General features: G+C 62.6%; 27 protein-coding genes, 1 tRNA gene and 1 other RNA gene. 15 read left to right on the plus strand and 14 right to left on the minus strand.

Annotation, left to right across the window (positions count from 1 at the left end; translation table 11 throughout):
* Positions 1 to 28: 28 nt before the first annotated feature.
* Genes ACGYK2_RS03720 through ACGYK2_RS03735 form a run of 4 tightly spaced genes read left to right on the plus strand, consistent with a single transcriptional unit; the run spans position 29 to position 4747 of the window.
* Complete coding sequence (locus tag ACGYK2_RS03720) at positions 29 to 1033, plus strand: ligase-associated DNA damage response exonuclease (protein WP_271689605.1); 1005 nt, start codon at positions 29 to 31, stop codon at positions 1031 to 1033.
* On the plus strand, positions 1030 to 2628 hold the full coding sequence (locus tag ACGYK2_RS03725; RefSeq protein WP_271689604.1) for an ATP-dependent DNA ligase: 1599 nt from the start codon (positions 1030 to 1032) through the stop codon (positions 2626 to 2628). Before ACGYK2_RS03720 ends, ACGYK2_RS03725 begins: the two co-directional genes overlap by 4 nt.
* Before the next feature lie 56 nt (positions 2629 to 2684).
* Entirely contained in the window at positions 2685 to 4505 is a 1821-nt protein-coding gene (locus ACGYK2_RS03730; RefSeq protein ID WP_271689603.1) for a M3 family oligoendopeptidase, read from the plus strand.
* On the plus strand, positions 4505 to 4747 hold the full coding sequence (locus tag ACGYK2_RS03735; protein ID WP_271689602.1) for a hypothetical protein: 243 nt from the start codon (positions 4505 to 4507) through the stop codon (positions 4745 to 4747). The genes ACGYK2_RS03730 and ACGYK2_RS03735 overlap by 1 nt, the downstream gene beginning before the upstream one ends.
* Before the next feature lie 2 nt (positions 4748 to 4749).
* Here the strand turns inward: ACGYK2_RS03735 and ACGYK2_RS03740 are convergent, their stop codons facing one another.
* From ACGYK2_RS03740 to ACGYK2_RS03750, 3 genes are all read right to left on the minus strand, one after another.
* Positions 4750 to 5019, minus strand: coding sequence for a DksA/TraR family C4-type zinc finger protein (locus ACGYK2_RS03740; RefSeq protein ID WP_067262455.1), 270 nt, complete (start codon positions 5017 to 5019; stop codon positions 4750 to 4752).
* A gap of 166 nt (positions 5020 to 5185) precedes the next feature.
* Positions 5186 to 5572 carry a hypothetical protein gene (locus ACGYK2_RS03745; RefSeq protein WP_271689601.1) on the minus strand — a complete coding sequence of 129 codons (387 nt, stop codon included), beginning with the start codon at positions 5570 to 5572 and terminating at the stop codon, positions 5186 to 5188.
* 200 nt (positions 5573 to 5772) lie between these two features.
* Positions 5773 to 6333: a hypothetical protein gene (locus ACGYK2_RS03750; protein WP_276154441.1), complete on the minus strand. Its 561-nt coding sequence runs from the start codon at positions 6331 to 6333 to the stop codon at positions 5773 to 5775.
* An 87-nt stretch (positions 6334 to 6420) separates the two neighbouring features.
* Between ACGYK2_RS03750 and ACGYK2_RS03755 the strand changes: the two genes are divergently transcribed.
* Positions 6421 to 7056, plus strand: a complete 636-nt coding sequence (locus ACGYK2_RS03755; protein ID WP_271689599.1) for a GntR family transcriptional regulator — start codon at positions 6421 to 6423, stop codon at positions 7054 to 7056.
* Positions 7057 to 7112: 56 nt separating this feature from the next.
* Here the strand turns inward: ACGYK2_RS03755 and rpoH are convergent, their stop codons facing one another.
* Complete coding sequence (gene rpoH, locus ACGYK2_RS03760; RefSeq protein ID WP_209219310.1) at positions 7113 to 8009, minus strand: RNA polymerase sigma factor RpoH; 897 nt, start codon at positions 8007 to 8009, stop codon at positions 7113 to 7115.
* A 173-nt stretch (positions 8010 to 8182) separates the two neighbouring features.
* Entirely contained in the window at positions 8183 to 9229 is a 1047-nt protein-coding gene (locus ACGYK2_RS03765) for an RluA family pseudouridine synthase (protein WP_271689942.1), read from the minus strand.
* On the opposite strand from ACGYK2_RS03765, the gene ACGYK2_RS03770 reads away from it, so the two are divergent.
* Positions 9228 to 9518, plus strand: a complete 291-nt coding sequence (locus ACGYK2_RS03770; RefSeq protein ID WP_271689598.1) for a DUF6476 family protein — start codon at positions 9228 to 9230, stop codon at positions 9516 to 9518. The genes ACGYK2_RS03765 and ACGYK2_RS03770 overlap by 2 nt on opposite strands.
* Here the strand turns inward: ACGYK2_RS03770 and ACGYK2_RS03775 are convergent, their stop codons facing one another.
* Entirely contained in the window at positions 9519 to 10304 is a 786-nt protein-coding gene (locus tag ACGYK2_RS03775; protein ID WP_067264836.1) for an inositol monophosphatase family protein, read from the minus strand.
* Positions 10305 to 10471: 167 nt separating this feature from the next.
* Here ACGYK2_RS03775 and ACGYK2_RS03780 point away from each other — a divergent pair, with 167 nt between their 5' ends.
* A complete protein-coding gene (locus ACGYK2_RS03780; protein ID WP_271689597.1) occupies positions 10472 to 11512 on the plus strand; it encodes an NADP-dependent oxidoreductase in 1041 nt (346 codons plus the stop codon).
* Between the two features lie 220 nt (positions 11513 to 11732).
* On the opposite strand, the gene ACGYK2_RS03785 is transcribed toward ACGYK2_RS03780, so the two are convergent.
* Positions 11733 to 12638: a LysR family transcriptional regulator gene (locus ACGYK2_RS03785; protein WP_271689596.1), complete on the minus strand. Its 906-nt coding sequence runs from the start codon at positions 12636 to 12638 to the stop codon at positions 11733 to 11735.
* 94 nt (positions 12639 to 12732) lie between these two features.
* Between ACGYK2_RS03785 and ACGYK2_RS03790 the strand changes: the two genes are divergently transcribed.
* Entirely contained in the window at positions 12733 to 13599 is an 867-nt protein-coding gene (locus tag ACGYK2_RS03790) for a methylenetetrahydrofolate reductase (RefSeq protein WP_271689594.1), read from the plus strand.
* Between the two features lie 81 nt (positions 13600 to 13680).
* Entirely contained in the window at positions 13681 to 14163 is a 483-nt protein-coding gene (locus tag ACGYK2_RS03795) for a PaaI family thioesterase (RefSeq protein WP_271689593.1), read from the plus strand.
* A gap of 79 nt (positions 14164 to 14242) precedes the next feature.
* On the opposite strand, the gene ACGYK2_RS03800 is transcribed toward ACGYK2_RS03795, so the two are convergent.
* Both ACGYK2_RS03800 and ACGYK2_RS03805 read right to left on the minus strand, forming a co-directional pair.
* On the minus strand, positions 14243 to 14698 hold the full coding sequence (locus ACGYK2_RS03800) for a PRC-barrel domain-containing protein (protein ID WP_271689592.1): 456 nt from the start codon (positions 14696 to 14698) through the stop codon (positions 14243 to 14245).
* Positions 14699 to 14870: 172 nt separating this feature from the next.
* A tRNA-His gene (locus ACGYK2_RS03805) sits at positions 14871 to 14947 on the minus strand.
* 336 nt (positions 14948 to 15283) lie between these two features.
* On the opposite strand from ACGYK2_RS03805, the gene ACGYK2_RS03810 reads away from it, so the two are divergent.
* On the plus strand, positions 15284 to 15472 hold the full coding sequence (locus ACGYK2_RS03810) for a DUF6324 family protein (RefSeq protein WP_209219317.1): 189 nt from the start codon (positions 15284 to 15286) through the stop codon (positions 15470 to 15472).
* A gap of 63 nt (positions 15473 to 15535) precedes the next feature.
* Here the strand turns inward: ACGYK2_RS03810 and ACGYK2_RS03815 are convergent, their stop codons facing one another.
* Complete coding sequence (locus ACGYK2_RS03815) at positions 15536 to 16012, minus strand: MmcB family DNA repair protein (protein ID WP_271689591.1); 477 nt, start codon at positions 16010 to 16012, stop codon at positions 15536 to 15538.
* A gap of 89 nt (positions 16013 to 16101) precedes the next feature.
* On the opposite strand from ACGYK2_RS03815, the gene ACGYK2_RS03820 reads away from it, so the two are divergent.
* The 3 genes from ACGYK2_RS03820 to ssrS all read left to right on the plus strand — a co-directional run bounded on the left by ACGYK2_RS03820 (position 16102) and on the right by ssrS (position 18431).
* Positions 16102 to 17427, plus strand: coding sequence for a hypothetical protein (locus ACGYK2_RS03820; protein ID WP_271689590.1), 1326 nt, complete (start codon positions 16102 to 16104; stop codon positions 17425 to 17427).
* A complete protein-coding gene (locus tag ACGYK2_RS03825; RefSeq protein WP_271689589.1) occupies positions 17424 to 18200 on the plus strand; it encodes a hypothetical protein in 777 nt (258 codons plus the stop codon). Before ACGYK2_RS03820 ends, ACGYK2_RS03825 begins: the two co-directional genes overlap by 4 nt.
* A gap of 76 nt (positions 18201 to 18276) precedes the next feature.
* A non-coding RNA gene (gene ssrS / locus ACGYK2_RS03830) (6S RNA) lies at positions 18277 to 18431 on the plus strand.
* Positions 18432 to 18489: 58 nt separating this feature from the next.
* Here ssrS and nusB read toward each other — a convergent pair.
* From nusB to ACGYK2_RS03850, 4 genes are all read right to left on the minus strand, one after another.
* Positions 18490 to 18966: a transcription antitermination factor NusB gene (nusB, locus tag ACGYK2_RS03835; protein WP_067264814.1), complete on the minus strand. Its 477-nt coding sequence runs from the start codon at positions 18964 to 18966 to the stop codon at positions 18490 to 18492.
* Positions 18963 to 19514 carry a 6,7-dimethyl-8-ribityllumazine synthase gene (locus ACGYK2_RS03840; RefSeq protein WP_271689588.1) on the minus strand — a complete coding sequence of 184 codons (552 nt, stop codon included), beginning with the start codon at positions 19512 to 19514 and terminating at the stop codon, positions 18963 to 18965. Before ACGYK2_RS03840 ends, nusB begins: the two co-directional genes overlap by 4 nt.
* A 5-nt stretch (positions 19515 to 19519) precedes the next feature.
* Complete coding sequence (ribB, locus tag ACGYK2_RS03845; protein ID WP_271689587.1) at positions 19520 to 20644, minus strand: 3,4-dihydroxy-2-butanone-4-phosphate synthase; 1125 nt, start codon at positions 20642 to 20644, stop codon at positions 19520 to 19522.
* A gap of 81 nt (positions 20645 to 20725) precedes the next feature.
* The gene (locus tag ACGYK2_RS03850) at positions 20726 to 21313 is read right to left on the minus strand and encodes a riboflavin synthase (RefSeq protein ID WP_271689586.1); all 588 of its coding nucleotides are present in this window, start codon (positions 21311 to 21313) and stop codon (positions 20726 to 20728) included.
* 130 nt (positions 21314 to 21443) lie between these two features.
* On the opposite strand from ACGYK2_RS03850, the gene ACGYK2_RS03855 reads away from it, so the two are divergent.
* Positions 21444 to 22736, plus strand: coding sequence for a capsule biosynthesis protein (locus ACGYK2_RS03855; RefSeq protein WP_271689585.1), 1293 nt, complete (start codon positions 21444 to 21446; stop codon positions 22734 to 22736).
* Between the two features lie 114 nt (positions 22737 to 22850).
* Positions 22851 to 23981, plus strand: a complete 1131-nt coding sequence (locus tag ACGYK2_RS03860; RefSeq protein WP_197470901.1) for a polysaccharide biosynthesis/export family protein — start codon at positions 22851 to 22853, stop codon at positions 23979 to 23981.
* Positions 23982 to 23985: the final 4 nt, after the last annotated feature.

The raw sequence follows: 23985 nt of genomic DNA on the forward strand, positions 1-23985 counted from the left end.
TCCGCCCGCGCCGCCTAGATTGCTTTGGATGACACGCGAACCCGTCCTCAGCTTCACCGAAAACGGCATCTACTGCGCCGCCGGTGATTTCTACATCGACCCCTGGCGCCCCGTCGCCCGGGCGCTGATCACCCATGGCCACGCCGACCACGCCCGCGACGGGATGGGCAGCTATCTGGCCACCCATGCCGCCCTGCCCGTGATGCGCCACCGGTTGGGCGAGATCGCCATCGAGGGCATCGCTTACGGCGAGACGCGCCAGATCGGCGGGGCCACGGTCTCTTTCCACCCCGCGGGCCATGTGCCCGGCAGCGCGCAGATCCGGGTTGAGGTCGGTGGCGAGGTTTGGGTTGCCTCGGGTGACTACAAGGTGATCGACGATGGCATGTCCGAGGCTTTCGAGCCCGTCCGCTGCCACCATTTCATTACTGAGAGCACCTTTGGCCTGCCGGTCTTCCGTTGGGCGCCACAGGCCGAGGTGGCCGCACAGATCAACGACTGGTGGGCGGGCTGCAAGGCGGCAGGCAAGACCGCTTTCCTTGGCGCCTATTCACTGGGCAAGGCACAGAGGCTTCTGTCGATGCTCGACCCCGAGATCGGGCCGATCCTGACCCATACGGCGGTGGAGAACACCAACGAGGTGCTGCGCGGCCAAGGCATCGCGCTGCCCGAGACCACGCTGGTCGCGCCCGAACTGGCGCCTAAAGAACACCCCGGCGCGCTGGTGCTGGCCCCGCCCTCCGCGCTCGGCAGCCAATGGGCGCGGCGTTTTGGCGCGCAGGAAAGCGCCTTCGCCTCGGGCTGGATGGCGCTGCGCGGGGTGCGGAGGCGGCGCGCGGGGGACCGAGGCTTTGTCATCTCGGACCATGCGGATTGGCATGGGCTGCTTTGGGCGATCCGTGAAACAGGCGCAGAAAATATATATGTAACGCATGGTTACACGGATATCTTCACGCGATACCTGAACGATCAGGGATGGAACGCCGAAGTCGTGCCCACCCAGTTCGAAGGCGACGGGGGCGACAGCGAATGAAGGATTTTGCCGCGCTTTTTAACGCCGTCGACCAGACCACCAAGACCACGGTGAAAGTGGCCGCGCTGGCCGAGTATTTCACCACGGCCTCCGAGGATGACCGGCTCTGGACCGTGGCGCTCTTCTCAGGCCGCCGCCCGAAACGCGCCGTGACTACGACCCGCCTGCGCGAATGGGCTTCCGAGGCTTCCGGCGTGCCGCTCTGGCTCTTCGAGGACAGCTATGCCATCGTCGGCGATCTGGCCGAGACCATCGCGCTGGTCCTGCCACCGGTCGAAAGCGACGACAGCGGCACGCTCACCTCTTGGATCAACGCCCTGCGCGGGTTGAAGGATGTCGACGACACGGCGCGCAAGGAATTCGTGCTTTCGGCGTGGCAGCAACTCGGCGGCACCGAGCGGTTTCTCTTCAACAAGCTCATCACCGGCGGCTTTCGCATCGGCATCAGCCAGAAGCTGATGACCCGGGCGCTCTCGCGCGCCACTGGCCGGCCCGAAGCGGAGATGGCGCACCGCCTGATGGGCAATTGGCACCCCGACGACGTCACATGGCACAGCCTGATCGAGGCCGAGGACGCCAGCGCCGACGCCTCGCGCCCCTACCCCTTCTACCTCGCCTATGCGCTGGAGGACGGGCCGGAAGGCTTGGGTGACCCGAGCGATTGGCGGGCGGAATGGAAATGGGACGGTATCCGCGGCCAGCTCATCCTGCGCGACGGCGACTATTTCGTCTGGTCGCGCGGCGAGGAGTTGATGACGGACCGTTTCCCCGAACTGGCCCGCGCCGCCGATCACCTGCCGCCGGGCACCGTGCTCGACGGCGAATTGCTGGTCTGGCAGCCGGGGGCGGAATTCCCCTCCTCTTTCAATGCTTTGCAAGCCCGCATCGGACGCAAGACCGTACCGAAGAAGCTGCTCAAGGAGGCCCCTGTCGTGCTGCACGCCTATGACCTTCTGGAATGGCAGGGCGAAGACATCCGCCACCGCCCCTTCGCCGAGCGCCGCGCCCTGCTGGAAGAGGCCGCCGCCGATTTGCCCGAGGACGCACCCGTGCGCCTGTCGCCCCAGCACCAGTTCACCGACTGGGCCGAATTGGCCACCCTGCGCGAAACGGCGCGCGAGGCGCAGGCCGAGGGGCTGATGCTGAAACGCGCCGACAGCCCCTATCTTTCGGGCCGCAAGAAGGGCGACTGGTGGAAATGGAAGCTCGACCCGCTGACCATCGACGCGGTGATGATCTACGCGCAATCGGGCTCGGGCCGCCGCGCGAACCTGTTCACCGATTTCACCTTCGCGGTCTGGAACGGCAACGATCTGGTGCCCTTCACCAAGGCCTACTCGGGCCTCACCGACGCCGAGTTCCGCCAGATCACCGCATGGGTGCGCAAGAACACGCAGCAGCGCTTCGGCCCCGTGCGGCAGGTTACGCCGCACCATGTTTTCGAGATCGCCTTTGAGGGCATCCAGCCCAGCCCGCGCCACAAATCCGGCGTCGCCCTGCGCTTCCCGCGGATGCTGCGCTGGCGCAAGGACAAGCCGCTGCAAGAGGCCAACACACTCGACGATCTGAAAGAAATGCTGCGCATCTACGGATAGGTTGTTCCGGCCCGCCCGGAGGCATAGATGTGACGAAACGCAAATGAGGTACACCGATGTTTCAGCTTCCCTTCCCGCTTCACGATGCCAACGCCAGCGCCGGGGGCAAAGACCTTGGCGATCTGCCGGAATGGGATCTGAGCGATCTCTACACCAGTGAGGACGCGCCCGAATTGAAACGCGACCTCGACTGGCTGGAGGAAGCCTGCGCCAGCTTCGCCGCCGATTACGAAGGCAATCTGGCCGCGCTGGATGCCAAGGGTCTGCTCGACTGCGTGCTGCGCAACGAGAAAATCAATCAGGTCGCCGGGCGCATCATGTCCTTCGCGGGCCTACGCTACTACCAGCAGACCACCGACGCGGGCCGGGCCAAGTTCATGTCCGACATGCAGGAGAAAATCACAGACTACACCACGCCGCTGGTGTTCTTCACGCTGGAGCTCAACAAGCTGCCTGACGATCACCTCTCCAAACTGCTGGACGAGAACCCCGATCTTGCGCGCTACAAGCCCGTCTTCGACCGGATCCGCGCGATGAAGCCCTACCAGCTGTCGGACGAGATGGAAAAGTTCCTGCACGACCTCGGCGTCGTCGGCGACGCATGGGAACGCATGTTCGACGAAACCATCGCCGGGCTGGAGTTCGAGGTCGAGGGCGAGACGCTGAACATCGAAGGCACGCTGAACCTGCTGACCGACCCCGACCGCGCCAAGCGCGAGGCGGGTGCGCGGGAGTTGGCCAATGTGCTGGGCCGCAACATCCGCACCTTCGCCCGCGTGCACAACACGCAGGTGAAAGAGAAAGAAGTGCTCGACCGCTGGCGCGGCATGGAGACGCCGCAGACGGGCCGTCACCTCAGCAATCACGTAGAGCCGGAGGTCGTCGAGGCCCTGCGCAACGCCGTGGTCGAAGCCTATCCGAAGCTGAGCCACCGCTATTATGAGCTCAAGCGCAAATGGCTGGGCCTTGATGTGATGCAGGTCTGGGACCGCAACGCGCCGCTGCCGATGGAAGACCCCAAGGTGGTCGACTGGGCGCAGGCCGAAGCGACCGTGATGGAAGCCTACAACGCCTTCGATCCGCGCATGGGCGAATTGGCCAAGCCCTTCTTCACCAAGGGCTGGATCGACGCGGGCGTGAAACCGGGCAAGGCGCCCGGGGCCTTCGCGCATCCCACGGTGACGGACGTGCACCCTTACGTCATGCTGAACTACCTCGGCAAACCGCGCGACGTGATGACGCTGGCGCATGAGCTGGGCCACGGTGTGCACCAGGTGCTGGCCGCCGATCAGGGCGAAATGCTCTCCTCCACCCCGCTGACATTGGCCGAGACCGCCTCAGTCTTCGGCGAGATGCTGACGTTCCGCAAGATGCTCGACAAGGCTCAGACCCAAGCCGAGCGTAAGGTGCTGCTGGCGGGCAAGGTCGAGGATATGATCAACACGGTCGTGCGCCAGATCGCCTTTTATGACTTCGAGTGCAAACTGCACGAGGCGCGCCGCGGCGGGGAGCTGACACCCGACGACATCAATGCGCTGTGGATGAGCGTTCAGGCCGAAAGCCTCGGGCCGGCCTTCGAGTACATGGAGGGCTACGAGACCTTCTGGGCCTATATCCCGCATTTCGTGCATTCGCCCTTCTACGTCTATGCCTATGCCTTTGGCGACGGCCTCGTGAACGCGCTCTACGCCGTCTACGCGGAAGGTGAAGAGGGCTTTGAAGAGAAGTATTTCGACATGCTGAAAGCGGGCGGATCGAAGCACCACAAAGAACTGCTCGCTCCCTTTGGCCTTGATGCCAGCGACCCGGCTTTCTGGGACAAGGGCCTGTCGATGATCTCTGACATGATCGACGAATTGGAAGCGATGGAGGACTGATGTCCCGCGCCGAGCGCTTGAAAGAAAGGTTCGCCCCCTTCTTTGTCTGGATTCAGCGGCGGGTGCCGCCCGGATTTAGATTTGCGCTCGGCCTGCTGCTCATCTGTGGCGGCATCCTCGGGTTCTTGCCGATCCTCGGATTCTGGATGCTGCCGCTTGGCCTCATGGTGGCGGCGATGGATGTGCGGCTATTTCGGCGCTGGCGCTCCCTTCGCCGCAGACGGCGGGCAGAACGGCCTTGAGGTCACTTCAACTGGCTGTCTTTCGAGCCTCGCCGATTAATTCCGCCGCGCATCTGCGCCTGCCCGTCTCGTTCCCGCACGCAGTCGATACAAAGCTTTACCCCCGGCAGCGCCATGCGCCGCGCCTCTGGAATCGGCTCTTCGCATTCCGCGCAATGGGTGCGGCTCTCGCCCACTGGCGCGCGGCGCGCTTTTAGCCGCGCCAATTCGTCGGAAATGGAGGCTTCGATCTGCTCGCTCACCGCGCCATCGCGTGTCCATCCACCTGCCATGTTGCGCCCTCCTCATGCGGTTCACTTCCTAGATATGGGGCGCAGTGGCGGCTTGTCACGGCCTCACCCGGGATATGTCCCCCGCCCCAAGGTTTATTAAATGGGGGCGCGCAGACAAAAAAACACCCCCAAAAGGGGGTGCAGTTGCTAGGCATTGGGCTGTGAGTCAAGCAGCACGCAGGGTCGTATCTCCTCCATTCAAGCGGTTTAGCAGGGTGGACAGGGTGACGGCGCTTTGAATAAGCCGTCGGCGAAGCTCTTGTCGCTGGCCGGCAGGGCGCAGCGGAACGTTGGTGCGCAGGTGGACCCTTTGCGGCATGGCGGCGGGATGGCAGGTATAGGTCACTTCAACCATCGCCTCGACCCGGCCAAAGTCGCGGGCATACTGTACACTGTGAAATCGGGCGTCGCAGATGGTAAGTGTGACGGGGCATTCATCGGACGGGTGACCAACGGTGACGGGATCATAGCTGCGTTTGCGGCGGAGAATGTCACCTGCATTGAGGGACGTGATGGGGCCGAGTGTTTCTGGCGCGGTAGAGCGGCTTGGCATGTCTGATCCTCTTCCTAATCGTCTGGTCGCTTATCTTCCCTTTCTATGGGCCTTTGCGTTCCCTGAGGTGACGCTCCTGCCCAACCTGTATACATGTTGTCGGGCCCAATTGTGGCGTAAATGTGGCAACAAATTGCCGGCAATGGGGCAATCGTATAATTCGCCAAACTTTTTTCACATTTCCTATGCGAAAGGGAGGTCTACCTCTCCTTTTCGACCTCTAGCAGCCAGTTTTCTTGAAGCCGGTTTTCGATCGCTTCGGGGAAATGACTGCGCACCAAGGCGATGGCTTCCGCGGCGGGCATTCCGGCCCCGATCAGCAACCACGCCGCGATCAGCCCACTGCGCCCCGCGCCGTATTGGCAGGAAAGGGCAACCGTCTCTCCCGCCTCTAGCGCCGCCTCGAAACGCACCCGGTGTGCAGGCCATTCGGGTAAGAATCTATCGCAAGGGACTTTGAAATCTTCGATCGGCGCGAAAGAGAGCCTTAAGCCAAGAGACTGTGAAGTCTTTAAAATCAAGGGAAAAGCTCCGTCAGGGAGCTCGACCTCCTCGGTAAGAACCAGCAACTCACGCGCCCCAGCCGCGCGCAGGCCTCCCAAGGTTTCCCGCATCTGTTGAGGATCGAGGTAAGCGCTGCCATCCACATGGGTCAACAGCCCCGGAAAACCCGTCATCGCCAGATGCCCGCCGCGGGGGGTGGGGATAACGGCGCGTATCGAGGTCGCTTCAGGATCGAAAAAAGGCACATCATGAGACATAAAAACATCCATAGAATTTGAGTAACGGCAGGAGCACCTGTATACATGTTAAATAGGTAAAATCGAACAGACGAAGGATGCCGGGCAATGTCTACCCAAGTCAAATCCAGCGCCGCGATTGCAGAAGCGCTTCGGACGGACATCTGCCTGAACCGGAACATCGCCGCCGGCATGCTGCATGAGGTGGCCCTCGCCCAGCGTTTCGGCGTGTCCCGCACGCCCATCCGGCAAGCGTTGCAACGCTTGGCCTATGAACGCATGATCGCCGTGAAATCCGGCGTGGGGTCTGTCGTGACCCCTTTGGACGCGCCCATGCGCGCGGATGACATCCGCGCGGCTGTGGCGATTATCGAAGCGGCCGGCAAATGTGCAGCGCCCTCCCCCGCCCCATCCGCGCATCTCATGTCGCTCGCCGGGATACTGGGAATGATGGACCTCGCCCCGCTAAATAGTGCCGAGGCGTTTTTCGACATCCGTGCCCGGCTTTTGAACGCCCTATCGGAGATGATCGAGAACCCGATCCTCAGCGACGCCTTTCGCGCGGCCTATTGGCGGCTGATCAGATGGTCCTTGCGGGATTTCGGCACCGCGCCGGAACCTCAGATCGTGCATCTGCAGGCGGTGCTGCAAGCCGCTGCCCGGGCGATGCAGTCGGGCACGATCGGCGCCTGTTTCGGAGAAGTCGCAAGGCTCGAAAGCCAGCTCATCGAACCCCGAATTTAATAAAGAAAAGCCCCGCTTCAAAGAAGCGGGGCCCTCTGCATCATCTGGTTCAGCCGTTAGCTGGCCGCCAACATGCCCTTTTCCTTCGCCAAGTCGCGCATCCGCTTTTGCAGCTTCTCGAAGGCGCGCACTTCGATCTGGCGGATCCGCTCGCGGCTGACATCGTATTGCGCCGAGAGGTCTTCGAGCGTGACCGTCTCATCCGACAGGCGACGCTGGGTCAGAATGTCCTTCTCGCGGTCGTTCAGCACGTCCAAAGCCTCGGCCAGCATCTCACGCCGGGTCTCCAGCTCGTCACGCTCGGCATAGTCGCCCGCTTGGTCGGCGTCTTCATCCTCCAACCAATCTTGCCACTGCATCGTGCCTTCGCCTTCGGACCCGACAGTCGCGTTGAGCGAGGCATCCCCGCCCGACATCCGCCGGTTCATGGAGACGACCTCATCCTCGGTCACGCCGAGCTGAGTCGCGATCTCTTTCACGTTTTCAGGGCGTAAATCGCCCTCTTCCAGCGCGCCAATCTTGTTCTTGGCCTTACGCAGGTTGAAGAACAGCTTTTTCTGACCCGAGGTCGTGCCGAGCTTAACCAGCGACCACGACCGCAGGATATATTCCTGAATCGAGGCGCGAATCCACCACATCGCATAGGTGGCAAGGCGGAAGCCCTTCTCAGGGTCGAAACGTTTCACCGCCTGCATCAGGCCGACGTTCGCTTCCGAGATCACCTCGGACTGTGGCAATCCATAGCCGCGGTAGCCCATCGCGATCTTCGCCGCGAGACGCAGGTGAGAGGTGACCATCTTATGCGCGGCTTCGGTGTCTTGCTCTTCGACCCAGCGTTTGGCCAGCATGTATTCTTCCTCAGGCTCCAGCAGCGGGAACTTGCGGATCTCTTGCATATAGCGGTTCAGCCCGCCTTCGGGCGTTGGTGCGGGCAGATTTGCATAATTTGCCATGTCTTGTCCCTTTCCCCAGTTTAATCGGGGCCTATGTTATTTCGCTTAACATGCAATATGGGCGGCCCCCTTCGTGCTTTCAAGACAGAAGCATTCACGCTTTTGTTCATGACTGCACAGTTTCTGTGAACAAAACGTAACCGATCCTTAGGCGGTTCCGCGGGGTGGCGGGGTCACGCCGATGGGGCGGTGGGGCTGTCGCGTAGCAGGTCCAGCAGGGCCGCCATATCGGGCGGCAGGGGTGCTTCGAAACGCAGGTTTTCACCGGTTACTGGATGTTCGAACCCCAGAACGGCGGCGTGCAGCGCTTGGCGGGGGAAGGCGCGGATTGCTTCGGCGGTGGCCTCAGGCAAGGCCGTCTTGGCCAGCTTGCGCCGCCCGCCATAGGTCGCATCCCCCACGAGACCATGGCCCGCGTGAGACATGTGCACGCGGATTTGGTGCGTGCGCCCCGTCTCAAGCCAGCATTCCAGCAGCGCCAGTACGGGCGGGGTGCCAAAACGCTCGACCGTGCGGGCGCGGGTCACCGCGTGCCGCCCGCCTTGAAACAGCACCGCCTGCCGCTGGCGGTCGGTCTTGTGCCGCGCCAGTTGGGTGGTCATCCGCAGGATATTCCCCGCCTCGAAGGACGCGCCTTTGACGCCCCGCAGGCGCGGGTCATTGGCATCCGGCACCCCATAGACGAGGGTCTGGTAATAACGCTCTACGGTATGTTTCTCGAACTGCGCCGCCAGCCCGTGATGCGCCGCATCAGATTTCGCGACGACGAGCAGGCCGGTGGTATCCTTATCAATCCGGTGCACGATGCCGGGCCGTTTCATTCCGCCCACGCCAGAGAGGTCATCACCGCAATGCGCCAGCAATGCATTAACGAGGGTGCCGGAAGGCGATCCCGGCGCGGGGTGCACCACCATGCCCGCGGGCTTGTCGATCACGATCAGGTCGTCATCCTCAAAGACCACCGAAAGGGGGATGTCTTCGGGCAGGATATGGCTTTCCGCCGCCTCTTCGACCGTAATCTGCACCGCCTGCCCTTCGGCCACCTTGGCGCGGGGGTCTTGGACCACGACACCGTCCAGCGTGACGGCGCCTTCGGTGATCAAACGGCCCAAACGGGTGCGCGACAGGTTCGCTTCCTCTGGCACATCGCGGGCCAGCGCCTTATCAAGACGGGCGGGCGGGCTATCGCCCAGAATGAAATCAATGCGGCGGTGAGACATGGACACGGACAACCCTGATGAACCGGCGAACCTGCGGTTTCTGCGGCGGATGGTGACGGTCTTGACCGTCGTGATGATTGGCGGGGTTCTAGTGCTGATCTTCGTGCTTGTCACCCGCCTGAGCGATCAAGGCCCAACCATGCCGCGCAGCATCACCCTGCCCGATGGCAGCAGCGCCCAAGCGTTTACGCAGGGGCGCGGCTGGTATGCGGTGGTGACGGATGCGGATGAGATCCTGATCTTTGACCAGCTGACCGGCGCATTGCGCCAGACGGTCGCGATCGAGTGATCAGCCGCGGATCGTCTTGGCGAAGGTCGAATAGATCGGCTCGTTCGCGCAGATGATCTCACCATGTTGCAGGATGTTGCGCTCAGGGCGGATCGGCTCGACAAGGCCACCGGCCTCTTTGACGATCAACATGCCCGCGGCCACATCCCACGGCTTCAGACGACGCTCCCAGAAGCCATCGTAACGGCCCGAGGCGACATAGGCGAGATCGAGCGATGCCGCGCCCCAGCGGCGCACACCGGCGCAGACGGGCAGCAGGCGGCCCAAATCCTTGAGCGTTTCAGGCAGATCGGCACGGCCCCCGAAAGGCAGACCTGTGGCAAAGATCGACTCAATCATGCGGTGACGGCCAGAAACCCGCAGACGGCCTTCGTTCATCCAAGCGCCGGTGCCCTTCTCGGCAAAGAACATCTCGTCCTTGGCGGGGTCAAAGACCACACCGGCGACAATCTCGCCCTTATGCTCCAACGCGATGGAGATGGCCCAATGCGGCAGACCGTGCAGAAAGTTGGTCGTGCCATCCAGCGGGTCGACGATCCAGCGACGAGTCGGGTCTTGGCCCTCTTCCTCGCCCCCCTCTTCGGCCAGCCAGCCATAGGTCGGGCGCGCGCCCATCAGGTCGTCTTTGATGATCTTCTCGGCGCCAATGTCGGCCTTGGTCACGAAATCGCCCGCACCTTTGACCGAGACCTGAAGGTTCTCGACCTCGCGGAAATCCTTGACCAATGCACGCCCCGCTTTGCGTGCCGCCTTGATCATGATGTTGAGATTCGCACTGCCGATCATTGTTCGCGCCCTTTGATGGATAAGGCGGGACGTATAGGGCGCAAGAGCGCAATTGCCAAGGGGGCAGAAACCTGCACCGCTTATTGATTCTTGCGCACCTCACGGGTTGCATTCAGAGCGCGAGGGAACACCTTGGACGCTGTAGCAACCAGCACGAAGGAAACCCCATGTCCGACCAGATGCAGAGAATCGTCCTCGCCTCCCGCCCCGATGGCGCACCCACGCCCGAGAACTTCCGCCTTGAAAGCGCGGATATCCCACAGCCGGGCGACGGCGAAATTCTGGTCGAAGTGCATTACATGTCGCTCGACCCATACATGCGGGGCCGGATGGACGATGCGAAGTCCTATGCCGAACCTGTGCCCATCGGCGGGCTGATGGAAGGCGGCAGTGTGGGCAAAGTGATCGCCTCGAATGACCCGAGCTTCGCCGAAGGCGATTTTGCCTTTGGCGCCTTCGGCTGGGCCACCCATGGTGTCGCCCCGGCGAAACAATGTCAGAAGGTCGATGCCGAAGGCGTGCCGATCACCGCCTCGCTCGGCGTGCTGGGCATGCCCGGCCTGACCGGCTGGTACGGTTTGAACGACATCGGCCAACCGAAAGAGGGCGAGACCCTCGTCGTGGCCGCAGCCACCGGCCCCGTCGGCTCGATCGTGGGGCAATTGGCCAAGGCCAAAGGGCTGCGCACTGTGGGCATCGCAGGCGGCGCCGAGAAATGCGAGATCGCCACCCGCGATTTCGGCTTTGACGTCTGCCTTGATCACCGCGCCTATGACGATGCCAAATCCCTGCGCGCCGCCCTGAAAGAGGCTGCGCCGGATGGCATTGATATCTATTACGAAAACGTCGGCGGCAAGGTGCTGGACGCGGTGCTGCCGCTGATGAACCCCCATGGCCGCATCCCGCTTTGCGGCATGATCGCGTGGTATAACGCGGGCGGGCTGGGTGCCGATGCCGAGGGCGCTGGCCTCACCGCGCCGCGGCTGTGGCGGACGATTTTGGTGAACTTCCTCACCGTGCGCGGCTTCATCATCTCGAACCACTGGGACCAGATGCCGAAGTTCCAGCGCGAAGTGGCGCCGATGGTCGCCGATGGCCGCGTGAAGGTGAAAGAGGACATCACCGAAGGGCTGGAGAATGCACCGCAGGCCTTCATCGACATGCTGAATGGCGGGAACACCGGCAAGGCCATCGTTAAGGTGAAGTAAACGTTGGAGTGCGTCGTTCCGCCTTGTAGAACGGCGCGTTCACCCACCCGGCCCGGCGTCAAGCCGCAGGCGCCGGGCCATCGCTTGCCCGTCCCCGGGTAAGCGATTTAGAAAGGCTTGGTGCAACTTCGCGTCCGTGCGTCATGGCTGAACCATAAAGCGGCATGAACCACGGTCAGATCGCCCACCCACGGGCAGGCGCTGGCCCTCGGCACCCCGCTCAGGCCCGCTGCAACTTCCGCGCCTCCTGCCCGGCCAGCTTTAGCAACTCATCCATATACGGTTTGCCCAGATCATCCCGCCGCACCGCCGCATAAAGCCGCCGTGTGATCCCCTCGGCCGTCAGGGGCCGCGTGACGTAATCAGACGAATACTTCACCTCCCGCACCACCCAATCCGGCAGGACCGAGACCCCGCGGTTGGACGCCACCAGCAACAGGATTACCGCCGTCAGCTCTACCTGCCGGATCGTCGCAGGCTCGACCTTGGCGGGGATCAACAACTGGCTGAACACGTCCAGCCGGGTCCGCTCCACTGGATAGGTAATCAACGTCTCCCCACGAAAATCGGCCGCCTCGACAAAGGGCTTTTCGGCCAAAGGGTGGTTCTGAGAGGCCACGAAAACCGGATTATAATCAAAGAGTTCGACAAATTCGACGCCCGGCAGTTCCTCAGGGTCCGAGGAGACCACCAGATCAACTTCTTCCCGCAAAAGCGCAGGCAGAGCGTCGAAGGCGAGACCGGGGCGGATATCGACATCCACATCCGGCCAATGGCGGCGGAACTGCTCCAACACCGGGAAGAGCCACTCGAAACAGGCGTGACATTCGATCGCTATATGCATCCGCCCCGTGCTGCCCGCCCGCAGGCCCGAAAACTCGTCCTGCAAGGCTTCGACCTGCGGCAGGACCTGCTGCGCAAGCTTCAACAGCCGCTGCCCGGCGGGCGACAGCTTCAACGGTTTCGAGCGCCGCACAAAGAGTTCGACCCCCGCCTGATCCTCCAACCCCTTCACCTGATGACTTAACGCCGATTGCGTGATATTCATCTGATCCGCCGCGCGGGCCAAGCCGCCCGCCTCGTGGATGGCCTTGATTGTGCGCAGGTGACGGAACTCAATATGCATTTGAGGCATTACTCATGTTCAAGATGAATGTTATGAGTTTGTCTCACAAGCCTAGATGTGAGACAAGACGTGAAACCGCCAAAAGGATCTTTCAATGACCAGCCCTGCCGTTTCCTTCGAAGTCTTCCCGCCCCGCACCGTCGGCGCGGCGTTCAAACTGTGGGATGCGGCGCAGGCATTGGCCCCGCTGGCGCCGCGCTTCTTCTCGGTCACCTATGGTGCAGGCGGCACCACACGCGATCTGACCCATGATTCGGCACATGTGCTACACCGCACCTCGGGCTTGCCCGTCGCAGGCCATCTGACCTGCGTTGGCGCCAGCCGGGCGGAGACGCTCGACGTGGCCGATAAATTCGCCGAAGCGGGCATCAAAGACATCGTCGCCCTGCGCGGCGACCCGCAAGCAGGCACCGACAGGTTCGTGCCCCACCCCGAAGGCTTCGCCGACAGCTGCGAGCTGATCGAGGCGCTGGCGAAAACCGGCAAATTCACAATCCGCGTCGGCGCCTACCCCGATCCGCACCCCGAGGCGGCGGACGAGCAGGCCAATATCGACTGGCTGAAACGCAAGTTCGACGCGGGCGCGGATGAGGCCCTGACCCAGTTCTTCTTTGAGGCGGAGACCTTCCTGCGTTTCCGCGATGCCTGTGTGAAAGCAGGCATCGACAAGCCGATCACGCCGGGCATCCTGCCGGTGGTGAACTGGACCTCGGCCCGTAAATTTGCCGTCAAATGCGGCACGCCGGTCCCGGAATGGGTCGACCAAGCCTATGAGGCCGCGATCCGCGATGACCGGCACGACCTGCTGGCCCAAGCCATGTGCACCGAACTGTGCAGCGAGTTGATCGATGAAGGCGTGGACGCACTGCATTTCTACACGCTCAACCGCGCGGAACTCACCCGCGATGTCTGCCGTGCCATCGGTGTGACCCCGCAGGTCGATCTCTCGGACGTCGCGTAAGCGCTGCCCCTCCAGCAGGGGGGCTTGCCCCTGCCCCGCGCGGGCGTATCCTCCGGCAAAATTCACTTGCCGGAGAAGACCATGCCCCGCATCGCCCAAAGCCCTGCCGACCTTTTGTCCCAATCCGAAGCGCTCAAGCTTTCGGGGCTGGAGTTCATGCAGGCCATTCTCGATGGCACCAACCCCGGCCCGCCCATCGGCCAGACCATGGGCTATGCGCTGCATTCGGTCGAAGAGGGCCGCATCGTCTTTCGCGGCGCGCCGAGCTTTGCCATGACCAACCCGATGGGCACGGTGCACGGCGGTTGGTACGGCACGCTGCTCGATTCAGCGATGGCCTGCGCGGTGATGACGAAAATCCCCCGCGGCTCGGTCTATACCACTTTGGAATACAAGATTAATATCCTGCGCGGCCTGCCCTTGGGGATGGAGATCGACTGTATCGGGGTGACCGATCATGTGGGCCGTTCGACCGGTGTCGCGCATGGAGAGATTCGCGGCGTCGAAGATGGCAAGCTTTATGCCACAGGCTCCACCACTTGCATCGTAATGAAGCTAAGCTAAGCCCATTCACGAATAACCCCCGGCGCGGAAAGCTCCACGCCGGGGTCCAAGAATTTAACTTAAGCATCAACCGCTCAAATTAGTCCCAGAAGCCTTCGTCAACGCCGGGCAGCGCTTCGAGCTCTTCTTCGCTCAGGCGCGTCACATAGGCGTAGGTCTGGTCATCGACGGCCACCAGGTTCACATCGGGTGTCGAGATCATGACGTGCTTGTCACCGATATCGAGGAAACCACCGACCTCGGCCACGATGCCGACCATCTGGCCGTTCTTGGACAGAACGATGTCTTCGATCTCACCAATTTCGTTCCAGTCGGCGCCGATTTCGTTATAGGCCGTGTTGGGGCTCCATTCGTCGCCGGCTTCGTTGAGGGTGTAGATCTCACCGCCGGTGATATCGCGCGAGCGGATCAGATCGCCGCGCATTTCGTTCATCTGCATGCTGTCGACGTTGGAATAGTCGGTCATATGCGTTTCAGCGAAAGCGGCGGTGCCTGCGAGTGTCAGGGCAAGGGTGCTGGCTGTAAGCGTTTTCATGTCTCTCTCCTCTTCGTTATTTGCTATGGTCACAACGAAAGCTCGGACAGAACGTTCCAGAAAATCTAAAATTTACCATGGGTTAGGGTGCCAGCGCGTTGGCAGCATCATGCCGCGCGCCGCGAAAAGGCCGTTCGCCCCAAAGCGCAGATAGAATGAATTGGGGGGGGGGTGGTACCACCTCCTGGTCTCGAACCAGGGACCTCTTGATCCACAATCAAGCGCTCTAACCAACTGAGCTAAGGCGGCACTGGGGCGGATTTAGCGCCCGTGGCGGAGGAATGCAAGACCTCAAAGTCAGAAGAAATGCCGGTTTCCGTCAGATTTTTCGCGCGCCCTGTGTCATCGGCACTCATGCGGGAAACGCGGGTGGATGACGCGGCGATTCCGCCCTCGGTCTTCGAGCTGCGCGTCGCGGCAATCTCCCGATCTGCCAGAACGGCACCCAACCCTCTTCCAGAACGGTGATGATGCAGCGTCACCTAAGGCCAACGAGCCCCCTGCCCTGCGCCGCAACCCGCCAAGATATCTTGCCTTTCCGCCCATGCCGCGCTAGCGATAAGCCCCACCAAACCGGAGGCTCCCATGGGCATCGACACCGAACGCGACATCGAAGCAAACCTGCAAATCGGCCCGACAGACAAGGGCATGGTCCGCCTTTTCGTCGAAGGCGGCGGCGTTGAGATTCCGATGGATTTTACCCCGGAGGAAGCCCGCGAAATCGCGGAAGAGATCATGGCCGCCGCGAACCGCGCAGGCAAAAAAGGTCGCTAAGCCGCCTAAACGCGGGTTCGCCCACGATATAGACGGGCGACCTCAGATCACGCCCCCCCCCTTTCAAGACCAGTTCGGCGCCATGTCGGGATCGCGTAGGCGATGCAGGCGCCGGGCGGCATGGATCGCGATTTTTTGCACCATTACCTTGCGCCGGGCGGGCGCAAGCTTGGTCTCATCGCACATCCTCACAATCTCAGCCCCATAGGCGTCACCGATGATGAGGCCGCTTTCCTCGGGCAGCAGTTCCACCGGGAAATCACTGTCGACGGCCCAGAAAAACCGGTCCGCCCATTCCAGATAGCCCTCCCATTTTGCGTCGCCCATGAAATCGGCGCGGCTGGATTTGCATTCGACGATCCAAATCTCCCCCTTCGGGCCAAGCGCCATCACGTCGACCCGCAAACCGCGCGTCGGCACAAGCTCCTCGACCGAGGCAAACCCAAGATCGGCCAGATGCCGCATCACCCCCCGCGCCAATAATTGGCCGGGTTGGAGTTGTCGTATGTCATTCTCCATCATGGCGACAAATATGAACATTTGATGAACATCCACAAGGGGCAGCACCGGAAAGTTTGGTAATTCCCCCGCGACCCCCTATCTTCACCCCAGCAAAGCGAGGGAGGCCCATGGCACAACGCGAACCGATGAGTGAGACGCAGGCGCGCGGGGTGCGTTACGCCCGTGAATTGGAGGGCCACCTGACATGGCTCGATACATTCTCCGGCACGGCGCTTGGCGTTTTGGCCGTGGCCTCGGGCATTTACACCTACCTTGGCGTGTCGTCGCTGCTGGACGACAATGGCGCCATGTCGGCCTTTGCCGCGATCGCCTATTCGGTGGCGGTCTCGGTGGGCATCTTTGTCTTCTGGTCCTATCTGCTGCGGCTCTTCCCCGCTGTGCGCACGACCCGTGCGCGGATGGGGCTTCTGGGGGCGATGGGCCTCGGCTCCGTCGCGATCATCGCGATGTCGAGCTGGCTGAACGCCGCCGCGCTCGCCGGATCGGCGGCGGTGGAACAGCATCTGGCCGAGACGGTGCAGGACTACCAAGGCGCGTTGGAGCGCACCCATGAGATTGCCCTGTCTGCTCAGGGGCTTGAGCGGGACGTGGCGCGGGTCAGACAAAGCTTTGAAGACCTGAGCGAGCAAGAGGCCGCTGGCAGCCTGTCGGGTCTTGCCGGACGCGGCGCGGTGTTCCGGGTGCTGCGGCAGAAGTCGGCAGAACTGGGCGCGCTGGAGGCGCAGATCGCCACCCAGACCCCGCTGGTGAATGACGCCTTTGCAGAAGGGAACCAGATCCTCAGCCGCATGCGCGCCCTTACGGTAGAGCCCGGCCCAGTTCAGGCGCGCTCGGTCGAGTTTTCCGAACAGGCCGTGCGGCTTGCAGGTCTGATCACCCGGCTGCGGCAGCTTTCCGTGGCCCCGCTGGTGGAGCGCGCGGCGCAGGATTTGGCGGCCTCCGTCGTGCTGCCTGAGCTTGACGGCAGCAACGAAGAGCAACGCGGCGCGCAAGGGGCGACCATCACTTCGGTTCTGGAGGTGCTCGCCCAGCGTGCAGCGACATTGGAGCGCGCGGCGCAGGATGTGCAGGCCATGCCGCCCGCTGCTGAAACGACCTATACGCCGATCTCCAGCGCCGATGCGGTGATCCTCTATGCGCGCAATTTCGTGCCCTCTTGGGCCGGGGCCATCGCGATTGATCTGTTGCCCGCCGTGCTGGTGTTGATCCTCGCCATCACCCAAGGCGCGATCCGCTCGGGCCGGGAGGGGGCCGCGGTCGAAGACACGCTGACCCTTGCAGAACTGCGCGCCGCGCTGGCCGCCGTGCGCGATGTCGATGTGGCGATGCAGGAAAGCCCCGCCCACAAACGCCCCGCCGCCGAAGCGCCGCCCGCTGCGGATGCGCCCGAAGAACCGGCCCCCGGCCCCGTCACATCGATCAAAAGCACATGAGCGAGGGGACCCCACCAGAAGCCGAAGCCCCCCACCGGAAGCCGATTGTCGGGCGGGTGCTGATCGGCGTACTGATCTTTCAACTTGGCCTTGCGGTGCTGCTGTTCTGGGGGGACTTAGGGGAAGGGCTGCGCCTGCCGGGCTTTGGCCCGCGCGCCCCGGAACTGACCGAGCCGATCCGCCCCGGCGACCAGACCCGTCGGTTCCGCCCCGAACGCGCGCCGACCCCCGGCCAGCCGATGCCCGAGACCGCCCTGCCCGACAGGCTAGTGCTCACCCCCGTCTCCGGCGGGCGGGCGGCGCTGCTGGAAGGGGCCATCGAAGCGGGCGATGCGGAGCGGATCGTCAAACAGTTGAGCGAACTGACCCCCGCGCCCGAGGAAATCTATCTCAATTCCCCCGGCGGATCGGTCCGCGACGCTTTGGAACTGGGCCGCTATCTTCGGCGCAAAGGGCTGAACACCGCGCTGCGGGAGGGGGACATCTGCTATTCCGCCTGCCCCTATCTGCTGGCCGCCGGCGCGACACGGACCGTGCCCGAGAGCGCCTCGGTCGGGGTGCATCAGCATTACTTTGGCGAAAGCACGATCCTGCCCGCCTTTGTCGCTGTGGAGGACATCCAGCGCGGCCAAGGTGAGGTGATGCGATACCTAGATGATATGGGCATTGATCCGATGGTGATGCAGCACGCGCTGGTCACGCCACCCGATGAAATCTATGTGCTGCTGCCCGAAGAATTGCGCCGCTATGGCTTTATCCCCGCCGAAGATTGAGCGCGGCAGAGAAGTTCTGCAAATCCACTTCCGCCCCCTTGCCGCAGCCCCACTTGGCCCCTACATCGGGGGTCGACGGGTTCTGCCCTGTTCGTGAACGTTACATTCCAGTGGCCTTAAGCAAATCCGAGGGAGCTGGCTCTGTCCGAGCCCTGGTTCGGTTACCTGGCGCCCACCTGTACATACAGGTCCTCGGGAATATAAAACAGCAGCGGCAGGCGCGGTTCCCGTCACTTTCCCAAGACATCAATGTGGTAGATGGCCCCCTCGGGGCCACTTTCCCGCGCGTTTAAAACGCTTCGGGGCGCGCCTCGCGGGCCATATGGTCAAGCACGGCGTTGACAAAGCTCGGCTCGCGCCCATCGGGGAAGAAGGCATGGGCCACGTCGACATATTCCTTGATCACCACGCGCGGCGGCGTGTCGTCATGGCGGAACTCGGCCCCGGCGGCGCGGAACAGTGCGCGCAGGGTCGGGTCGATCCGCGCAATGGCCCATTTGGCGACGATGGCGCGGTTGGCCATCTGGTCGATCGGCGCTTGATAGTTCACCGCATCTTCGAGCACGCGAGAGAAGTGATCGACATCCCCCTCCTGCATCTCGTCGCCCTCATAGACGGCACCGAAACGGTGGTCGATGAATTCGTGACGCACGACATCGACCGTCTGCGCGGAATGCTCCATCTGGAACAGCGCCTGCACGGCATAGAGCCGCGAGGCCGACTTCATCTTACGTTTCTGATTGCCCGAAGGCCCGTTGCTGGTCATGCGATGTTTGATCCATCCGTGTCGCCGGCCATCATAGTGTCCTGCCCGAATGGCTTGAACCCGATGCCCTTGCTCTGGCGGCCCCATTTACGAGCGAGCGCGATAAGATGCAAGGCCGCAGCGGCCGCGCCGCCGCCTTTGTTTTGCCCCTGAGGGTCGGCGCGCACCTCGGCCTGCTGTTTATTCTCGACCGTCAGGATGCCATTGCCGATGCAAAGCCCTTGCAGCCCAAGCAGTTGCAAGGCGCGGCTGCTGTCGTTGCAGACGGTCTCGTAATGCGTGGTCTCGCCACGGATCACGCAGCCAAGCGCGACATAGCCGTCGAAATTGCTGCCCCGGTCGGAAATGCCGATGGCGGTGGGAATCTCCAACGCGCCGGGCATTTCGATCACCTCATAACTGGCATCCGCGGCCTCCAACTCGGCCTTGGCACCGGTTAGAAGGCCATTCGCGATGTCCGAGTAATAGGGCGAGACGACGATCAGCAGCTTCACCGGTTCGTCGAAGCTGGGGCGCGGCAGGATGGTATGCTCTTCGGCGGATGCCATGGCGATTACTCCGTAGTGATGGGCCGGGTGCCCACGATTTCCAGCGCATAGGCGTCGAGGCCCAGATAGCGCGTGTCGGGATTGTCGGTCAGCAGGACCAGTTCATGCAGCCCCATTGTCGAGAGGATCTGCGCGCCAAGCCCAGTGCGTTTGATCGTGCGCGGGCGGTCGTCATCCTCTGGATCGAGCTTGAGGCGCGGGTAAGGATCGCGGAACAGCACCACGGCCCCCCGCCCCTCTTCGGCGATGATCTGCATGGCACGGGGCAACTCATCCGCCGGGCTGGGGCCAAGGCCCAGAATATCTTCCAGCGCGTTGATCGCATGGGTGCGGATCAGCACCGGCTCGGGGGTTGAGATGTCGCCCTTGGTCAGCACCACATGGTCGGTGCCGGTGATCTGGTCGGAGAATACCCGCATCTGCCAGTCGCCGCCATAGGCGGAGGTCACGGTGCGGCTGTCGCGCTCCACCAACAGATTGTCATGCTTGTGGCGGTAGGTGATTAGATCGCTGATCGTCCCGATTTTCAGCCCGTGTTCGGCGGCGAATTCCACCAGATCGGGCAGACGCGCCATCTCGCCGTCGTCCTTCATGATCTCGCAGATCACGCCCGAAGGATGCAGCCCCGCGAGGCGCGAAATATCGACTGCCGCTTCGGTATGGCCCGCCCGCACCAGCACGCCACCATCGCGGGCGCGCAGGGGGAAGACGTGACCGGGGGTGGCAATATCTGCCGAACCGGATTGTTCCGAGATCGCCACAGCCACGGTCAGCGCACGGTCGGCGGCAGAGATGCCGGTGCTGACACCCTCACGCGCCTCAATGCTGACGGTAAAGGCCGTTTCATGCCGGGAGGAGTTGTTCACCGCCATCATCGGCAAGCCAAGGTGATCGACCCGCTCCGCCGTCATCGGCAGACATATCAGCCCGCGCCCATGGGTCGCCATGAAGTTGATCGCCGCGGCATCGGCAAACTCAGCCGGGATCACCAGATCGCCTTCGTTCTCGCGGTCCTCATGATCCACCAGAATGAACATGCGGCCTTGGCGCGCGTCTTCGATGATCTCTTCGATGGGCGAGATCGCATCGCTCAGCCCTGTCTCGACCGGTCCGGGTTTGTCAAATTGCATCGGCTGCTTCCATCTATCTGTTGCCCGGCTCTTAGCCTGACCCGCGCCGCTTGGCCAGAGCGCGCCCCGAAGGGCGCGGCGTCACATCTCGTTCAGGCGTGCCACGTAACGGGCCAGCGTGTCGATTTCGAGGTTCACCAGATCGCCGACGCCTGCATCGCCCCAAGTCGTCACCTCCTTGGTATGCGGGATGAAGTTGATGCCGAAATCACAGCCATCGACATCATTCACCGTCAGCGAGGTGCCATTCAGCGCCACGGAACCTTTGGGCGCGATGAACCGCGCCAGATCCTCGGGCGCGCGCAGGGTCACGCGGGTACTGTCGCCCTCGTCTTTCATCTCGATGATCTCGGCCACGCCATCGACATGGCCCGAGACGATATGCCCGCCCAGCTCATCGCCCACCTTCAAAGCACGTTCAAGATTCACGCGTTTGCCCTCGCGCCAGTGCTGGCCGAGGTTGGTCTTGGCCACGGTCTCGGCGCTGATCTGCACCTCATACCAATCCTCGCCCAGCCCCACGACGGTCAGGCAGACGCCGTCGCTGGCGATGGAGGCGCCCATGTCGATGCTGCCGGTATCATAGCTGGTCTGGATGCGCGCGCGCAGGTCGCCTTCCTGCTCCAGCTTGGTGACGGTGCCAACGTCTGTGATAATGCCGGTGAACATGGGGTAGGCTCCTTTGCTGGTTCCGCGCAGTGGTAAACCCGGTCACCGCCACAGGCAAGAGCGGGTGACGCCACATTGTCGCCCCTATTATATGGTGGTTAAGAGGGCAAAGACCCACCGAAGGACTAGAATGACCGTGACCGCCGCCCCGACCAGAACCTTCCTGTTCCTGCAAGGACCACACGGCCCTTTCTTTAACAGTCTGGGCAAGATGCTACGCCGCGCGGGGGCCGAGGTCTGGCGCGTGGGCTTCAACGCGGGCGACCGGGCCTTTTGGTTTCACCCGTCGACCTACATCCCCTATCGCGGCAGGGTCGAGGATTGGCCGGGCGTCTTTGCCAGTCTGCTGGACGACAACCAGGTCACCGACATTGTGCTTTACGGCGACACCCGCCCCATCCACGCCGAAGCGGTGGCCGAGGCCAAGCGCCGTGGCATCACCGTCCATGTCTTTGAGGAAGGCTATATGCGGCCCTATTGGGTCACCTATGAGCGCGGCGGCTCGAACGGCAATTCGCGGCTGATGGAGATGACCATTCCCCAAATGCAGGCCGCCCTCGCCCGCTCGGACATGGAAGCCCCCCTGCCCCCGGGCCATTGGGGCGACATGCGCCACCATATCTTTTACGGCGCGCTTTACCATTGGTTCGTGATGTTCCGAAACGGCGATTACCGCAATTTCAAACCACACCGCAGCCTGCCGGTCACCAAGGAATTCCGCCTCTACCTCAAGCGGCTCTTGCTGATGCCGGTGCTGGCCGTCGACCGCCTGCTGGCCACGCTGAAGATCCGGCTGGGCGGCTTTCCCTACCATCTGGCGCTGCTGCAACTGGAGCATGATTCCTCATTCCAGAAACATTCGCCCTTCAACACGATGGCCGATTTCCTTGAACTGGTGATCGAAGGTTTCGCCAAGGGCGCGCCGCAGCACCACCACCTCGTGATCAAGGCGCATCCTTTGGAGGATGGCCGCGTGCCGGTGCGGCGCGATGTCAAACGGCTGGCCCGCCTGCATGGCGTCTTAGACCGCGTGCATTTCGTGCGCGGCGGCAAGTTGGCGCAGCTTTTGAACGACACCCGCAGCGCGGTGACGGTGAATTCCACCGCCGGGCAACAGGTGCTTTGGCGCGGCATCCCCCTCAAGGTCTTTGGCCGCGCGGTCTATTCCCAGCCTGAGTTTGTCTCGGACCAGCCGCTGCCGGAATTCTTTGCCACCGCCAACCGCCCCGACAACCGCGCCTATAAGGATTACCGCCGCTATCTGCTTGAAACCTCTCAGGTTCCCGGCGGTTTCTATGCCGCACGCGGGCGGCGGCAATTGCTGCGCCAAGTGGTCGATATGATGCTCGCCGCCGAGGATCCCTATGACGCACTGGAACAGGGCACCGCGGCCCCTCGGCAACAGTTGCGGGTCGTCACCTGAGTTAACCCATTCCGCCCTGTAGATTTTTTCGCTAGGCTGCGCTAAGTTGTAAAGTAATACGTCAAGACAATTGGCGATTTCGAGGCAGATATTTCAGGTCGAGGAGACCGGGCAGTGAAATCCGTATCTTTCCGGTGGGCGCGCCCCATCGCAGCGCTGGCGGCGGTGGCCGTCGTCTCATCATGTGGTTTGCCACAGGTCGGACCGAACAAACGGCAAATCTACGCAGGCTCCGTTCAGCGCGAAGGCGATGCCTTTGTCGTCAGTGTGAATGACCGTGTGACCCGCGCCACCGCCGTAGCCCCGGCGCTTGGCTTTTCGGAAAGCTTCAAGAATGCGGGCCGGGTCGGTTCCGACACGATCCAGCCGGGCGATATCCTTGGCATCACGGTTTATGAGAACGTGGACGATCCGCTTCTCGGCGTCGAAGGCGCCCCAGCCACCATGCTGGAAGAGGTGCAGGTCGACGGCGCGGGCTTTATCTTTATCCCCTACGCGGGCCGCATCCGCGCCGCGGGCAACACCCCCGAAGCGATCCGCCGCATCATCACCAACAAGCTGGGCGAACAGACCCCCGACCCGCAGGTCGAAGTGCGCCGCGCCGCCGGTGACGGCTCGACCGTCTCGCTCATCGGTTCCATCGGGGCGCAGGGCGTCTACCCGATCGAACGGCCGACCCGCACGCTCGCCGCCATGCTGGCGCGCGCGGGTGGTGTGACCATCATCCCCGAAATCGCACAGGTCACCGTGATCCGCGGCGGGCAGCGCGGTAAGATTTGGTTCCAAGACCTCTATGACCACCCCGAACTCGACATCGCCCTGCGCCCGGGCGACCGGATTTTGGTCGAGGAAGACACCCGCTCTTTCACCGCGCTTGGCGCCACCGGTGGACAGGCCCGCGTGCCCTTTGAATCGCAAAACCTCTCGCTTTTGGAGGGCATCGCGCAGGTGGGCGGGCTCAGCCCCCTCTCGGCCGACCCCACCGGCGTTTTCGTGTTCCGCAATGAGCCTGAGGAAGTCGCCGAACAGGTGCTGGGGCGCAGCGATCTGACTGGCGCGCAGCGCATGGTCTATGTCACCGACCTGACCAAACCTAACGGCATGTTTATGGCCCGCGATTTCGTGATCCGCGACGGCGACACGATCTATGTGACCGAAGCGCCCTTCACCCAGTGGAGCAAGGTAATCTCGGCCATCACCGGCACGGCGGGTTCGGCGGATAGCATCACCTCGCTGACCGAATGAGCCA

It is taken from the genome of Sulfitobacter sp. 1A10359 (assembly GCF_043558145.1).
In the GTDB taxonomy this organism is placed as follows: Bacteria; Pseudomonadota; Alphaproteobacteria; order Rhodobacterales; family Rhodobacteraceae; genus Sulfitobacter; species Sulfitobacter faviae.

Coding starts and splice junctions, on each gene's coding strand:
- ACGYK2_RS03775 (WP_067264836.1), bottom strand. CDS start 10,304: ATGATCGGCAGTGCGAATCTCAACATCATGATCAAGGCGGCACGCAAA.
- rpoH (WP_209219310.1), bottom strand. CDS start 8,009: ATGGCAAATTATGCAAATCTGCCCGCACCAACGCCCGAAGGCGGGCTG.
- ACGYK2_RS03725 (WP_271689604.1), top strand. CDS start 1,030: ATGAAGGATTTTGCCGCGCTTTTTAACGCCGTCGACCAGACCACCAAG.
- ACGYK2_RS03825 (WP_271689589.1), top strand. CDS start 17,424: ATGAGCGAGGGGACCCCACCAGAAGCCGAAGCCCCCCACCGGAAGCCG.
- ribB (WP_271689587.1), bottom strand. CDS start 20,644: ATGCAATTTGACAAACCCGGACCGGTCGAGACAGGGCTGAGCGATGCG.
- ACGYK2_RS03730 (WP_271689603.1), top strand. CDS start 2,685: ATGTTTCAGCTTCCCTTCCCGCTTCACGATGCCAACGCCAGCGCCGGG.
- ACGYK2_RS03795 (WP_271689593.1), top strand. CDS start 13,681: ATGCCCCGCATCGCCCAAAGCCCTGCCGACCTTTTGTCCCAATCCGAA.
- ACGYK2_RS03735 (WP_271689602.1), top strand. CDS start 4,505: ATGTCCCGCGCCGAGCGCTTGAAAGAAAGGTTCGCCCCCTTCTTTGTC.
- ACGYK2_RS03780 (WP_271689597.1), top strand. CDS start 10,472: ATGTCCGACCAGATGCAGAGAATCGTCCTCGCCTCCCGCCCCGATGGC.
- nusB (WP_067264814.1), bottom strand. CDS start 18,966: ATGACCAGCAACGGGCCTTCGGGCAATCAGAAACGTAAGATGAAGTCG.
- ACGYK2_RS03720 (WP_271689605.1), top strand. CDS start 29: ATGACACGCGAACCCGTCCTCAGCTTCACCGAAAACGGCATCTACTGC.
- ACGYK2_RS03820 (WP_271689590.1), top strand. CDS start 16,102: ATGGCACAACGCGAACCGATGAGTGAGACGCAGGCGCGCGGGGTGCGT.
- ACGYK2_RS03750 (WP_276154441.1), bottom strand. CDS start 6,333: ATGTCTCATGATGTGCCTTTTTTCGATCCTGAAGCGACCTCGATACGC.
- ACGYK2_RS03770 (WP_271689598.1), top strand. CDS start 9,228: ATGGACACGGACAACCCTGATGAACCGGCGAACCTGCGGTTTCTGCGG.
- ACGYK2_RS03800 (WP_271689592.1), bottom strand. CDS start 14,698: ATGAAAACGCTTACAGCCAGCACCCTTGCCCTGACACTCGCAGGCACC.
- ACGYK2_RS03810 (WP_209219317.1), top strand. CDS start 15,284: ATGGGCATCGACACCGAACGCGACATCGAAGCAAACCTGCAAATCGGC.
- ACGYK2_RS03765 (WP_271689942.1), bottom strand. CDS start 9,229: ATGTCTCACCGCCGCATTGATTTCATTCTGGGCGATAGCCCGCCCGCC.
- ACGYK2_RS03740 (WP_067262455.1), bottom strand. CDS start 5,019: ATGGCAGGTGGATGGACACGCGATGGCGCGGTGAGCGAGCAGATCGAA.
- ACGYK2_RS03755 (WP_271689599.1), top strand. CDS start 6,421: ATGTCTACCCAAGTCAAATCCAGCGCCGCGATTGCAGAAGCGCTTCGG.
- ACGYK2_RS03745 (WP_271689601.1), bottom strand. CDS start 5,572: ATGCCAAGCCGCTCTACCGCGCCAGAAACACTCGGCCCCATCACGTCC.
- ACGYK2_RS03850 (WP_271689586.1), bottom strand. CDS start 21,313: ATGTTCACCGGCATTATCACAGACGTTGGCACCGTCACCAAGCTGGAG.
- ACGYK2_RS03815 (WP_271689591.1), bottom strand. CDS start 16,012: ATGTTCATATTTGTCGCCATGATGGAGAATGACATACGACAACTCCAA.
- ACGYK2_RS03840 (WP_271689588.1), bottom strand. CDS start 19,514: ATGGCATCCGCCGAAGAGCATACCATCCTGCCGCGCCCCAGCTTCGAC.
- ACGYK2_RS03855 (WP_271689585.1), top strand. CDS start 21,444: ATGACCGTGACCGCCGCCCCGACCAGAACCTTCCTGTTCCTGCAAGGA.
- ACGYK2_RS03785 (WP_271689596.1), bottom strand. CDS start 12,638: ATGCATATTGAGTTCCGTCACCTGCGCACAATCAAGGCCATCCACGAG.
- ACGYK2_RS03790 (WP_271689594.1), top strand. CDS start 12,733: ATGACCAGCCCTGCCGTTTCCTTCGAAGTCTTCCCGCCCCGCACCGTC.